The organism is Saccharopolyspora elongata, assembly GCF_004348985.1.
Classification (GTDB): Bacteria; Actinomycetota; Actinomycetes; order Mycobacteriales; family Pseudonocardiaceae; genus Saccharopolyspora; species Saccharopolyspora elongata.
On record NZ_SMKW01000002.1, the window covers coordinates 25,891 to 39,013 of the forward strand.

A 13,123-nucleotide genomic window follows, 5' to 3' on the forward strand; every position below is an offset into this window, starting at 1 on the left:
ATTCACTCCTGTTCGTGTCAGCCGATGACCGGGGCGCTGGCCGGTCGGTCGTCGGCGAAGAGCTTCTGGTCGACGGTGGGCATGCGGTTCTGGTGGACCTGTTCTTCCTCTTCCTCGCCGCGCCGCGCGCCGGCCGGCCCCATGCCGCCGCCGGCCCCGCCGCGCCCGGCGACACCGGCCATCGAGCCGGACCCGGCCAGCAGCGCGCCGCCCGCGGCTCCGCCGCGCAGCCCCGCCTCCAGCGGCCCGGCGCCGACCAGCTTCCCCCAGGGCGTGCCGCCGCCGGTCCCGCCGGCCGCGCCGCCGAATCCGGCCGCGGAGGTCGACGCCGGCGCCGCGAAGCCGAGGGCCTCCGTCGAACCGCCCGGGGCGATCGTCTTGCTGCTGTTGAGCAGGCTCGTCTCGTACTGCTGCATCACGTGCACCGCCTGGGCCTTCTTCTCGGCGGCCGCGACGTTGGCGAGGAACAGGCTGCCGCCACCGGCCGCCACGGCGCCGATCGCGGCACCCATCAGTGCTCCCGGGCCCGCGCCGACGCCGCCCGCACCCGCGCCGATCAGGCCGCCGATGACCGCGCCGGCCCCGGCACCGGCCGCGGCGCTGGCCACGGCGCCTCCGGTCGGGTCGCCGGGCGGCGGCGGCATCGTGTTGCGGGCGACGGAAAGCGCGTCGCCGGCGTCCTGGGTGGCCTGCTGGGTCGTGGCCGCGCGGGTGCTGATGTCGTCGGTCCGCTCGCCGATCGAGCCGAGCCGCTCCGTCGCCAGGTCGGCGGACGAACTGGTCCAGTTCGTCTGCATGGCGGTCCGCTGCTGGCGCATCGATTCCGCGTGATCGGTCAGCTCGCTGCTGTGCCGCCCCCACTCCGTGGCGACCGCGCTGACGTCCCCGACGTCGGCGTTGTCCCACAGCATCTGGTAGAGCTGCTCGTGGGAGTAGGAGTTCCAGTTCGTGCCTTCGGGCGGGATCGGCGAACCGAAGTACCCCTCCCACACGTTGCGCAGGGCGTTCACCACGGGTTGCGCCAGCGCGCCGGCGGGCCCGGCCTGGTCCAGCACGGAGGTGGCGGCGTTCGCCAGGTCTTGGACGCCGGCGGACGCCATCTCAACGACGTTCGCCGTCTCCGAGTCGTTGATCATGTCCGGTGTTCTGCCTTCCAATCGGTCCGCCGACCCGGCGGCGGACCACCGATCACGGTGATATTGCTGAGTTCACAGTCGCTGGAGACGGCTGCCGCCGTCGTCGCGCAGCGGTGGTGCGCTCACGGCGGGCGCGACGGGGCCGCCGATCGGCGCTGGTCTGCGCACGAGATCCATGCGGGATGTCCACCTTCGTGCCGGGCCCGCTTCCCCTCTGCGGGCACCGCACAAAGATCACCAGAACGGCGCAGCGGAATCATCCGCAACATTGCTGATGTTCCGGGAGCCGGGTAGGTAGCGGGCGTCATTCGCGCTCCCCGAATCCGAGCGCGATCTCGATCCGCGACGAGTAGCCGAGCTTGGCGAGCACCCGCGACACGTGCGAATCGACCGTTCGCACCGACACGATCAGCCGTTCGGCGGCCTCCCGGTTGGTCAGGCCTTGCGCCACGAGTTCCGCGACGCGGTGCTCGGCGGCGGTGAGGCTCTCCCAGCCGTGCTTCGGCCTGCGCCGGGAGCCGGTCGCGCCGCGCCGCAGGCCGAACGCGCGCAGCGCGGCGTCCGCCCGGTCGATGTCGCCGGCGGCGGTCAGCGCGGTGTACCGGTCGATCGCGGTCTGGTAGGCGGCCCGGGCGTCCGCGGATCTGCCGGACGCGGCCAGGACCTTCGCCGCGTCCTCCGCAGCCCGCGCGGCGAGGATCGGCGAGCCGGTGTCGGTGAACTCCTGGGCCGCGGCCAGCAGGACGTCGACGTCGCTGTCGACCAGCCCCTGGCAGTACATCAGCGCGCCGCGCTCGCCGGCCGATTCGCCGGTGCTCAGGTCCCGCATCTGCGCGACGAGCCGGTTGGCCAGGTCGCGGTCGCCGCCGGTGACCGCGATGCGCACGAGCCGGGCGCCGACCGTGGCGACCGCGTGCGCGTGGTGCACGCCGACGTCGCCGGCGGCGAGCGTGTGCACGATCTCCAGCGCCCGTTGCGAGTTGCCCTCGGCGTCGGCGACGTGCGCGCTGGCCAGAACGGCGATCTGCTCGTAGAACACGGCAACGCCGCGGCCGGGGGACCGCTCGGCGAGCTCGGCGTGGACGCGTGCGGCGGGCAGGTCGCCGCGGTGCAGCATGATCATGGAGGCCACCCCGTGCAGCGGGCCGGCCAGCCCGTGCTGGTCGGGCAGCGCCATGGGGGCGCCGATCTCGTCGAGCGCCCGGTCCCAGAGCCCGTTGTTGAACGAGGCCAACGCGGCGATGGTGTGCAGCCAGACCAGCAGGCCCGCGCCGATCTCACGGGCGATCGGGCGCGCCTGCTCGATGGTCTCCAGCGCGGCCTTGTCGTGGCGCAGGTCCTGGACCACCGCGCGCAGGAGGCGCGACATCAGCCACAGCCCGCGGTCGTCGACGGCGATCTCCAGCAGCGCGTCGGCGCGGTCCAGCCGCTCCAACGCCCCGTCGAGGTCGCGGAAGACGAACAGTCCCGTCGCCTCGACGTTGAGCAGGAACACTTCGACGAGCGGGTCGTGCGCGGCGGCCGGCGTCGCGAGCTCGACGGCGCGCTCCGTCCCCGTCAGATCGCCGGCCGCGAGGCAGGCGGCGGCGTCGATCGCGGCGAGCCGCCCGGACAGCTTGCCATCGACGCGTTCCGGGTCCAGCGCCGCGATGGCGGCGGCGGGATCCATCTCCCGGAAGCAGATCAGGGCGAGCACGGCCCGCAGCCGGTGCCGGGTCGGCGTGTCCGGATGCGCGGCCAGGCTGGCGGTGGCGATGCGCTGCGACTCGTCGGTCCGGCCCGACCACATCAGCGCCTCGGCCAGCGCGGCGCGCAGCGGGTGCAGGCGCGGATCGCCGGGCGGCAGCCCGGAAACGGCCCGGTGGAACAGGTCCACCACCGCGGGCGTAGGCCGGGCGGCGAGCCGATCGGCGTGGTCGGCGAGCCAGTCGACGGTCCACGCGTCCACGGGAGTGTGCGCGAGCTGCTCGGCGACCGCCCGGGGCACGGCGTTGCGGGCCGCGAGCGCGCGGGCCGCGGAGCCGCGCAAACCCGCCGAGGTCGCGGCCAGGTCCTGGCGCACCACCGGATGCCGGAACCGGACGAGACCGCTTTCTTCCGCCAGCAACCCGATCCCGGCCAGCCGCTCGATCCGGGCCAGCGCGTCCACCGGTGTCGTTCCGGCGACGGCGGCCAGCTCGTCCACCGACGCGGGCTCGGCCAGGATCGCGGCGAAGCGCAGCAGGGCGGCGTCGTCGCCCGCCAGCCCGGTCGCCCAAGCCGTCACCGCCGCGGCGCGGTCGTCCTCGGCGAGGCGCGCCAGCAGCCACGGGTTGCCACCTGCGCCGTCGGCCAGCCGCAGCAGCGATTCCGGCGGTTCGCCACCGGAGGCTTCGGTGAGGACGGTGCGGACCGCGCAGTCGTCCAGCGGTTCGAGGTCGTGCGCGGTCCCGAGCCGGTCGAGCCCCGCGAACCGGGCGGGCTCGACGCCGCGATGCCGTCCGGCGACGACAAGCAGCGGCCGGTCGGGCAGTCCTTCGGCGAGTTCGTGCAGCGCGAGCAGCGTCGCGTCGTCCGCCCGGTGCAGATCGTCGATGACGATCGTGGCGGGCTCGGTCCAGTTCGGTGCACCGGCCGACAACGCGGTGGTTCCGCTCTGCGGCAGCACGGGAATCCGATGGGTCCGCATGCCCAGTTCGCGCGCCGCCGAGAGGTGCGCGTCCAGCAGGGCGGTCACGCCGAGACCAGGATCGGCACGCAGCACGACGAACCCGCCGCGCCCGGCACGTGCTGCCGCTGTGGCGTCAGCGAGCAGGCGCTGCGCCTCGTCTCGTCCGAATAAGTTCACCATCGCAATCAGCGGGGATCCTACAAGCGGATGATCACGACCAGAGGCGAATCCGCCCAGAAAACCCCAGGTGGCCGGTTCCTGTCAGGGGCTTGCGGGAGAATGCTCCACATGGGTGTCCCGAGCGGTCAGTTCCTGCGGATGGTCGACGAGCTCGCCGAGGTCGAGCAGGCCGACTCGAGCAACTACACGTCGTTCAGCGTGCGCGGCAAGGGGTTCGGCTACTACTGGCCGCGCACCGAGACGGTCGGGCTGAAGCAGACGCTGTCCGAGCAGGTCGCGCTGGTGGCCGAGCGGCCGGAGGTGTTCGAGGTGCAGTTCACGGCGGGCGGCTACGGCTGGGTCGTCGTGCACCTGGCCAAGATAGACGCCGACGAGCTCGCCGAGCTGGTGTACGAGGCGTGGCGGCTCTCGGCCCCGGAGGCCCTCGTCGAGGAGCACCCGCTCCCGTGACCCGAGCCGGCGCCGAGCGGCGAAGCCCGGTTCGGTGCGTGCCCAATTTTGCCTAAAATTGGGAACCTCCGGTGCGTCGCGGACGGGCCACTGTGGATGGATACCGGAGATGGACGCCCGGGTTCAGCCGCGCGGTTCGGCCACCGAGTCGCGGTGCTTCGGCTCCGGGGCGATGAGCTTGCGACGGCTCCGCCGGTTCTTGTCGACCGCCTTGAGCACGCGCTCGACGACCGCGTCGACGACGGTTCGCACGTCCCAGCGGTAGGTGGAAAGAGCGGGCGTCAGCAGGCGCGACACCGGGTGGTCGTCGTAGCCGAGGACCGAGAGATCGGCGGGAATGGCCAGGCCGAGATCGCGCGCGGCCTCGTAGACGCCGTAGGCCATCGAGTCGGTGAGGCAGAACGCGGCCGTGGGCCGGGGCTTTTCGGCGAGCGCGGTCCGCGCGACCTCGGCGGCGCCGGTCAGGTCGTTCGGGCAGGCCACGACGCGCAGGCTCATCCGCAGCTCCTGCGCGACCTCGCGGACGACCTTCTCCGCGGGACGCTGGCGCAGCAGCCGCGGCCCCGGCGTCAGCACCAGGATCTCGTCGTGCCCGGCGGAGCTGAGCGTTTTCAGCGCGTCGGTGACGCCCAGGCCGTTGTCGAACACCACCTCGGCGGCGGTCGCCGCCCCGGGCAGCGGGTCGCCGATCGCGACGAGCATGGTCCGCTCGGCGGCGTCCGGCCAGTGCCGGGAATTCGGATCGACGGGGATCGTGACGAGCGCGTCGACCCGCTGGTCGAGTAGGTTCTTGGCGAGCAGGGCCTCGCGCGCGGGATCGGCGGCGGAGTCCATGAACAGCGTGTTGCGGTCGGCGGCGAGGAAGCGCCTGCCGAGCGTGGTGGCGAAGTTCTGCTGCCACAGGTCGTCCAGCGAACTGCACAGCACGCCCACCATGCCGGTGCGGCCGCTGGCCAGCGCGCGGGCGACCGGGTCGGCCTCGTAGCCGAGGCGGTCGGCGACTTCCCGCACGCGCTGCTGGGTTTCCGGGGGAACTTGCAGGCCGCGGAGCGCGTAGGACACGGCGGCCGGGGAGAGCCCCGTCTCCGCCGCGATGTCCTTGATCGTGGGGCGCTTGCGGCGTTGCACCTGGAAAGCCTAGCGCGCGGCGGATGCGCACGTTCGGCCCTTGACCGCGCGAGCGCTGAGGCGGTTCACTGAAACCGTTCACTGAAGCGCTTCACAAGGGTGTGTCCGTGTCCGATCCGGTGATCGACGTGCACCAGCACCTGTGGCCCGCGGAGTTCGTCGACGCGTTGCGCGCACGCGCGGATCCACCGCTGCTGCGCGGCTGGACGCTGCACTTGGCCGGCGAGCCGCCGTTCGAGGTGGACCCGGCCGATCACGAGCCCTCCGAGCGCGCTGCTCGCGAAGCGGGGACGGCGGTCGCGCTCGTGTCGCTGTCCAGCCCGCTCGGCATCGAATGGCTGCCGCGGGACGAGGCCGAACCACTGCTGGACGCCTGGCATCGCGGCGCCGCGGCGCTGCCCGATCCGTTCCGGGTGTGGGCGGCGGCCAACGTGCTGGAGCCCGACGAGCAGCAGGTGCGGGAGGCGCTCGGCAGGGGATGCGCCGGCCTGCAGATCCCGGCCGACGCCATGCGGCAACCGGCCGATGTGGAACGCATCGCCGCGCTGCTCGCGGTGTGCGAGCAGGCGGACCGGCCGGTGTTCGTGCACCCCGGCGCCGCGACGAGCCCGGCCGCCGGCGTGCCCGGCTGGTGGCCACCGGTCGTCGACTACGTGGCACAGCTGCAGGCGGCGTGGTGGTCCTGGCACGTCGCGGGCCGCGCACTGCTCCCGCGGCTGCGGATCTGCTTCGCCGCCGGGGCCGGGCTGGCGCCGGTGCACCACGAACGGCTGGCGGCCAGGGGAGGCGCGTTCGACCGCGTCGATCCGGGCGTCTTCGTCGAGACCTCGTCGTACGGGCCGCGCGGGGTGGATGCGCTGGTTCGGGTGCTGGGGATCGACCCGGTCGTCCTCGGCAGCGACCGGCCCTACGCCGAACCGGCCGATCCGGGGCTGGGGGAGGCCGCTGCCCGGGCCATCCGCTGCTCGAACCCGCGTCGTCTGCTGGAAGGAGGAACACCGTGATCGGCGAACCCACCGCGCCCGGCCTGCCCGCCAGGCGAGCGCGCCGGATCGGCGACGTGCCGGGCGGATTCACCCTCGAAGCGCTGCCCGGGCGCTACCTCGACCAAGGCGAACTGCTCGGTCTGGTCGCGGGTCTCGCGCGCCGACCGGAGGCGTGGCGGCACCACGTCGCGTTCAGCGACGAAAAGCGGCATTACGCATCGCTGCACCGGGACGCGCACGTCGACGTCTGGGTGCTGTGCTGGACGCCGGAGAACGACACGGGCTGGCATGACCACGACATCTCCGCGTTCGCGGTCGCGGTGGCCCGCGGCACGCTCGTCGAGCACAACCTGGCCGTCGCCGGGCCGAGCGCGGCCACCGAGGTCGCCGCGGGCTTCGCGTACGGCGGCGGGCCGGACCACATCCACCGGCTCACCGGCCAGGAGCCGCGCAGCGTCTCGATCCACGCCTACTCGCCGCCGCTGTGGCGGATGGGTCAGTACTCGGTGGCCGACGGCGTGATCCGGCGCGTTTCCGTGTCCTACGCGGAGGAACTGCGTCCCATCGACGACACCGCGCCCGTCTGACCCGGCACGGGTTCGCGGGGAGGGAAGGGGCCATGACCGCGGTGCGCGCCGGAGCCCCAGTGCTCCTCGGCGGCGCTGATATGTCCATTGTGGATGTCGTGCGGATCGCCGACGACCGGGTGGCGGTCTGCGTCGCGCCCGCCGCGCTGGCCAAGCTCGGCGCGGCAGCGGTGCTCACCGGGCCGGTCTACGGGCGCACCACGGGCGTGGGCGCCAACCGCTCCGAGGCGGTGCCCGGTGGAGTCGCGCACGGGATGCGGCTGCTGCGCAGCCATGCCAGCGGGATCGGGAACCTGCTGCCGGAGCGGGACGTGCGGGCGATGCTGGCCGTCCGGCTGAACCAGGTGCTGCGCGGCGGCACCGGCGTGCGGCCCGGGCTCGCCGAGGCGATGGCCACGGCGCTCAACGCCGGGGCGTACCCGGAGGTGCACGAGCACGGTTCGGTCGGGACCGGCGATCTCGGGCCGTTGGCCGAACTCGGGCTCGCCCTCGCGGGCGAGGCGCGCTGGATCGGTCGCGGACCGGCCCCGGTCGCCCTGGCCGAGGGCGAGGCGCTGGCGTTGATCAGCAGCAACGCCCTGACCATCGGCCAGGCGGCGCTGGCGGTGGCCGCGGTGCGGGGCCTGGTGTCGGCGACCGCCGCGATCGCGGCGCTGACCGCGCTCGCCGTCGACGGCTCGACCGAGCCGCTCGCGCCCGAGGTGCACGCGGGCCGCCCGCACGCCGGCGCGTCCCGGGTCGCGGCCGAGGTGCTGGCGCTGCTCGGCGGCCAGGTGGGTCCGGGCCGCCGGATCCAGGATCCGTTCGGGCTGCGGTGCTTCCCGCAGGTGCACGGCCCGGCGGTGGAGGCCGTGGCCGACGCCGACGCGGTCGTGGCGGTGGAGCTCAACGCGGCCGCGGAGAACCCGCTGCTCACGACCGGCGAACCGGCGGCGGCCCGCCACCACGGCGGATTCCACGCCGCCCAGCTGACCCTTGCGCTGGACCGGTTGCGGCTGGCGATGTTCTCCACGGCCCAGCTGTCGGCCGCGAGGCTGGCGATGCTCACCGAACCCGGGATGACCGGGCTGCGCCCGTTCCTGGCGGCGGGACCGCCGGGCAGCTCGGGGATCATGGCGCTCGAATACGGCGCGGGCTCCGCGCTCGCCGAACTGCGCGCCGCGGCGTTCCCGGCGACGCTCGGCCACATCGTGCTGTCCAGGGGCGCCGAAGAACACGCGAGCTTCGCCCCGCAGGCGGTTCGGCAGACTCGGCGCGCCGCGGATGCGTACCGGCTGGCCCTGGCCTGCGAACTCGTGGCCGCGGTCCGCGCGACCCGGCTGCGCGGCATCAGTCCGGGGCGACCGCTCCGCGCGGTTTACCAGCGGGCGTGCGACGCGCTGGATCCGGATACCCGGGAGCGCCCGCTGTCCGGCGACGTCGCGGCCGCGGCGGGGGTCGTCGACGAGATCCCGCGGCTGGTGCGGCGGGATTGACCACGGAGTGGACGCGTCGGGGCTCAACCGCTGGCCTCTCGATCGAGCAGGCCCGCGCAGGCGGCGAACTCGCGCAGCTCCGCCGACCACGCGGCCAGGCCGTCGAACGCGGTGACGTCGCCTCTGCGCACCGTGAGTCCCGGCAGAACTCGTCGGCCAGCCGGATCGCACGCTCCACCGCCGGGCCCAGTGCGTGCGGCGGCGCGGTCTCCACGTCCCGGCGCAGGCTCGCGAACAGGTCCGCGGCCGGCCGATCGGCCGCCTCCTGGAGTTGGGCCAACCGAACGGACAGTTCGCCGACGAGGTATTGCTGCGTCATCTCCACCGCCACCCATCCCGATGTTCGAAATGGGTGTACCCGGGCCGGTTCCGGTCGTAATCCGGCGGACGGCACCGCTACCGGGTCGGATTAACCGGGCGGCCTCAGCCCGCGTCCTTGCTCACTCGACCGGTTTCCGGCGGTGCTGTGCGGGCCTTGACGACCTGGCCGATGAACAGGTCGTAGACGACGGCGCCGATGACGGCGCCGACCAGCGGCCCGACTATGGGGATCCAGAAGTACCAGCTGAACCACTCGTAGGTCCCCGGCAGGGCGATATCGCCCCAGCCGGCGATGAACGTCCACAGGCGGGGGCCGAAGTCGCGCGCCGGGTTGATCGCGTAGCCGGCGTTGGGTCCGAAGGTCAAGCCGATCACCGTGACGACCAGGCCGATCAGGAACGGCCCGAGGTTGGCCGCCGGCGCGGTGTTGCGCGTGTCGGTGAGCGCGAAGATGAGCAGCACCAGGATCGCGGTGCCGACGATCTGGTCCAGCAGCGGTCCCCACCACGACGCGCCGAAGTACTCGGCCGGGAAGGTGGCGAAGATCGCGAAGGTGTCCAGGGACTGGGGGCGGGCGAGACCGGCCTTGGCGTTGAACGCGTCGATCGCCCAGCTGTACGTCGCGTATACCAGCCCCGCGGCGAGGAACGCGCCCACGACCTGGGCGACGATGTAGGGCACGACCTTCACCCACGGGAAGGCCCGCCGCACCGCGAAGGCCAGCGTCACCGCCGGGTTGATGTGCGCGCCGCTGACGCCGCCGGCGACGTAGATGCCGAACACCACGGCGAGTCCCCAGCCCCACGCGATGATCAGCCAGTTCGCCGGCCCGAAGGCGTCGGTTTGCCGCCCCGAGCCGGGCAGTCCGGCGACGGCCACCGCGACCGACGCGCACCCCAGCAGGATCAGGACGAAGGTTCCCAGGAATTCCGCCAGCAGCTCGCCACCGAGTCCTGCTCGGTAGCCGCGGCGGCGTTGGTTCTCCTCGGCCATCGGTGGCTCCAGACCCGAGTCGATTTGCCCCCATCAAGCGATTCGGCCGTTCTAGCGCGGCGGAATCGGTACCCCGGAGTGTAGGGCTCCTGCCCCGGATGCGCCGGGCGCGAGCGGCCGAGTGGGGGCTTGCGAAGAGAATTTTTCGGCATACCGTAACCTCGTGGACGGGAAAACGAATCGTTGTTCGCGCGGGCCCACCGGGGCGCCGCGCGCGTACCGGCAGGAGGCCGTCATCGGCGCGCAGGCAGCGGCACAGGGGGACCGATGGGCGTGACCGAGGCCGAGGCGGGACGCGATTCCCGGGAGGACCTGGGGCAGGTGCTCGGGCGGGGGCGGATGCGGGGCGCGCTCGCGATGCTGGGGCCCGCCTTCATCGCGGCCATCGCCTACGTCGATCCCGGCAACTTCTCGACCAACATCGGCGCCGGCGCGGAGTTCGGCTACGCGCTGGTGTGGGTCGTGGTGCTGGCGAACCTGATGGCGATGCCGGTGCAGTTCCTGTCCGCGAAGATCGGCGTGGTCACCGGCAAGACGCTGCCCGAGGTGTGCCGGGAGCGGCACTCCCGGCCGGTGCGGTGGGGTCTGTGGCTGCAGGCGGAGATCGTCGCCATGTCGACCGACCTCGCCGAGTTCGTCGGCGCCGCCCTCGGCCTGTACCTGCTGTTCGGCATCCCGATGGTGCCGGCGGCGCTGATCACCGCGGTCGTCGCGTTCGCGCTGCTGGGCCTGCAGGCGCGCGGCTACCGGCCCTTCGAGCGGGCGATCGCCGGGCTGCTGCTGCTGATCATCGCCGGCTTCGCCTACCAGCTGCTGCGCATCGGCGTGGAGCCCGCCCAGGCCATCGCCGGGCTGGTGCCGACGCTGCCGGCCGGCAGCGCCTACCTCGCGGTGGGGATCGTCGGCGCCACCGTGATGCCGCACGTGGTCTACCTCCACTCGGCGCTCACCAGCCGCCGGGTGGCCGTCTCGACCGACGACGACCGCCGGAAGGTGCTGCGCTTCGAGCGCTGGGACGTGGTCATCGCGCTCGGCCTCGCCGGGTTGATCAACCTGTCGATGCTGGTCATGGCCGCGAAGTTGTTCCACGCCAGCGGCAACACCGGGGTCAGCAGCATCGAGGACGCACACGCGGGTCTCGCCACCTTCGCCGGTGGCACCGCCGCCCTGGTGTTCGCGGTCGCCCTGCTCGCGTCCGGGATCTCGTCCTCCAGCGTCGGCACCTTCGCCGGGCAGGTCGTGATGGCCGGGTTCATCAACTTCCGGATTCCGCTGCTGCTGCGCCGGTTGATCACGATGACGCCCGCGCTCGTGGTGATCGTGCTCGGCATGAACCCCACCGACGTCCTGAACTTCAGCCAGGTCGTGCTGAGCTTCGGCATCCCGTTCGCGCTGATCCCGCTGCTGCTGGTGACCAGGGACCGCTCGGTCATGGGCGACTTCGCGAACCCGCGCTGGCTGACGGCGGTGATGACGGCGATCACGACGCTGATCATCGGCCTGAACGCCTACCTCCTCTACGACCAGTTCCTGGGCTGAGCCCATGAGAACCGACGCGCCGGACGAAGTGCATCCCGGATCAGCGGGATTCTTCGCCGCGCTGGCCGATCTCGTGCGGCACGGCGAGATCGTCGACCGGCCGCGGGGACGAGCGCACCCGCGCATCCCAGATGTGGTCTACCCGCTGGACTACGGCTACCTAGCGGGAACCACCGGCGGTGACGGCGAAGGCATCGACGTCTTCGTCGGCTCGGCGGCGGGCGCGGGAGTGGTGGGCGTCCTGCTCACCGCGGACCTGGCCAAGCGGGACGCCGAGATCAAGGTGCTCGTCGACTGCTCGCCCGAGGAGGTCGGGATGGCCAGGGGTTTCGCAGCGGAGTCCTCGGCATCGGCGGTCATCTCGTCCTGCGGGGCGAGGCCTAGCAGACGTGAGGATTCGGCCGGCGCGGCGCGGAGTTCCCGGACTTCAGCCCGGAGTTCGCGAATCTCGGTGAGCAACTCGCGGACCGTTTCGCCGTCGTCCTCGCGATCGCGGCCCACCTGGGATTCCATCGCGGACACGGCGACGGCGAGGTGTGCGCCGGGAACGGATTCCCGGCGCCCACCGGAGGATCAGAACTCCTCTTCGTCGCCCTCGAAGACCTCTTCCAGCACCTCGCCCACGACCATGCCGCCGAGGATCCCGGCGCCGGCGCCCAGCGCGGCACCCGCGACCATGCCGCCCATCCCGGATCCGCGCCGGTGGTGCTCGTCGTGGTAGCCGTGGTGCTCGTAGCCGTGGTGGTCGTGACCGGCCATCGGGTGGCCCGCGCCGCGGCGTTCGGCGACCTGCTCCAGCCAGCCGTGGATCCGCCCGGCCCAGTCGGTGCCGAGGGCTTCCTCGTGGGAGGCCTGGAAGCGGCCGAAGGCGTCCTGGCTCGGGGTGAAGAACCCGCCGCGCTTGTCGGCCTCCAGCACCACGTCCAGCCCGTGCGGGCCGGCGACGAAGGTCAGCTCGACCTCGTTGATCCGCCCGGCGAACTGCTGTGGCGGGTAGAACTCGATCTCCTGGAAGAACGGCAGTTCCTGGCGGACGCCGTGCAACCGGCCGTGCTCCAGGTCGGCGCTCTTGAAGTGGAAACCGAGCTGGGAGAACGCCTCCAGCACCTTCTCCTGCGCGGGCAGGGGCTCCACCGACACCGGGTCGAGGTCGCCCTTGTCGGCGACCTTGGCGATGGCCAGCTCGGTGCGCACGCCGAGCGTCATGCCGTGCAGGTGCTGCCCGTAGACGCTGGTGATCGGCGTTTCCCACGGCACGGGGAGCTGGAACGGGATGGTCTTGTTCTCGCCCTCGCGCAGTTCGAACCGGCCGGCCACCACGGCGCGGTGGAACTCCACGCCGGCATGCCCGTCGTGGCCGCCGTGCTCGGTTTCGACGCGCGTGACGAGGCCGAGCGCGACGTTCTCGACGGTGACGTCCTGGTTCCCGCCGGTGATGCGGACTTCCCCGGCGAGGTTCTCGCCCGGGCGGACGTGCTGGTGGTGCAGCACGGTGTCCACCGACGGGCCGCCGACGCCGAGCGCGCCCAGGAGCTTCTTGAAGACCATTCTGCTGGCCCTTCCTCTTCTTTTCGCTGTCGATTCAGTTGCGGTGCGTGTGGTCGAACGGGTTGCGGCTCCTCCTGCCGGATCGGAGACGCGGTCCGGAGAGGCTGTGAGCCGCGGTGCCGTGCGGGGA

11 protein-coding genes are annotated in these 13,123 nt (G+C 72.7%); 5 read left to right on the forward strand and 6 right to left on the reverse strand.

All coding sequences use genetic code 11. The features are described 5' to 3' along the window. Positions 1-17 precede the first annotated feature (17 nt). Both E1288_RS01835 and E1288_RS01840 read right to left on the reverse strand, forming a co-directional pair. Entirely contained in the window at positions 18-1,136 is a 1,119-nt protein-coding gene (locus tag E1288_RS01835; protein ID WP_132479686.1) for a hypothetical protein, read from the reverse strand. Between the two features lie 304 nt (positions 1,137-1,440). Further along, positions 1,441-3,966, reverse strand: coding sequence for a helix-turn-helix transcriptional regulator (locus E1288_RS01840; protein ID WP_132479689.1), 2,526 nt, complete (start codon positions 3,964-3,966; stop codon positions 1,441-1,443). Positions 3,967-4,074: 108 nt separating this feature from the next. On the opposite strand from E1288_RS01840, the gene E1288_RS01845 reads away from it, so the two are divergent. Then, a complete protein-coding gene (locus E1288_RS01845; protein ID WP_132479692.1) occupies positions 4,075-4,416 on the forward strand; it encodes an MmcQ/YjbR family DNA-binding protein in 342 nt (113 codons plus the stop codon). Between the two features lie 123 nt (positions 4,417-4,539). On the opposite strand, the gene E1288_RS01850 is transcribed toward E1288_RS01845, so the two are convergent. After that, on the reverse strand, positions 4,540-5,544 hold the full coding sequence (locus tag E1288_RS01850) for a LacI family DNA-binding transcriptional regulator (protein WP_132479695.1): 1,005 nt from the start codon (positions 5,542-5,544) through the stop codon (positions 4,540-4,542). Between the two features lie 107 nt (positions 5,545-5,651). Here E1288_RS01850 and E1288_RS01855 point away from each other — a divergent pair, with 107 nt between their 5' ends. Genes E1288_RS01855 through E1288_RS01865 form a run of 3 tightly spaced genes read left to right on the forward strand, consistent with a single transcriptional unit; the run spans position 5,652 to position 8,592 of the window. Next, the gene (locus E1288_RS01855) at positions 5,652-6,548 is read left to right on the forward strand and encodes an amidohydrolase family protein (protein WP_235883273.1); all 897 of its coding nucleotides are present in this window, start codon (positions 5,652-5,654) and stop codon (positions 6,546-6,548) included. Continuing rightward, positions 6,545-7,117, forward strand: coding sequence for a cysteine dioxygenase (locus E1288_RS01860; RefSeq protein ID WP_132479698.1), 573 nt, complete (start codon positions 6,545-6,547; stop codon positions 7,115-7,117). The genes E1288_RS01855 and E1288_RS01860 overlap by 4 nt, the downstream gene beginning before the upstream one ends. 32 nt (positions 7,118-7,149) lie before the next feature. Next, positions 7,150-8,592: an aromatic amino acid ammonia-lyase gene (locus tag E1288_RS01865; protein WP_132479701.1), complete on the forward strand. Its 1,443-nt coding sequence runs from the start codon at positions 7,150-7,152 to the stop codon at positions 8,590-8,592. A 423-nt stretch (positions 8,593-9,015) separates the two neighbouring features. Here the strand turns inward: E1288_RS01865 and E1288_RS01870 are convergent, their stop codons facing one another. After that, positions 9,016-9,906, reverse strand: coding sequence for an MIP/aquaporin family protein (locus E1288_RS01870; protein WP_132479704.1), 891 nt, complete (start codon positions 9,904-9,906; stop codon positions 9,016-9,018). A 267-nt stretch (positions 9,907-10,173) separates the two neighbouring features. On the opposite strand from E1288_RS01870, the gene E1288_RS01875 reads away from it, so the two are divergent. Beyond that, entirely contained in the window at positions 10,174-11,445 is a 1,272-nt protein-coding gene (locus E1288_RS01875; protein ID WP_268951784.1) for an Nramp family divalent metal transporter, read from the forward strand. A gap of 156 nt (positions 11,446-11,601) precedes the next feature. Here E1288_RS01875 and E1288_RS47835 read toward each other — a convergent pair whose 3' ends face one another. Continuing rightward, the gene (locus tag E1288_RS47835; protein ID WP_207954126.1) at positions 11,602-11,958 is read right to left on the reverse strand and encodes a hypothetical protein; all 357 of its coding nucleotides are present in this window, start codon (positions 11,956-11,958) and stop codon (positions 11,602-11,604) included. 60 nt (positions 11,959-12,018) lie between these two features. After that, positions 12,019-12,993, reverse strand: a complete 975-nt coding sequence (locus E1288_RS01890; RefSeq protein ID WP_132479707.1) for a sporulation protein — start codon at positions 12,991-12,993, stop codon at positions 12,019-12,021. Between the last annotated feature and the right edge of the window lie 130 nt (positions 12,994-13,123).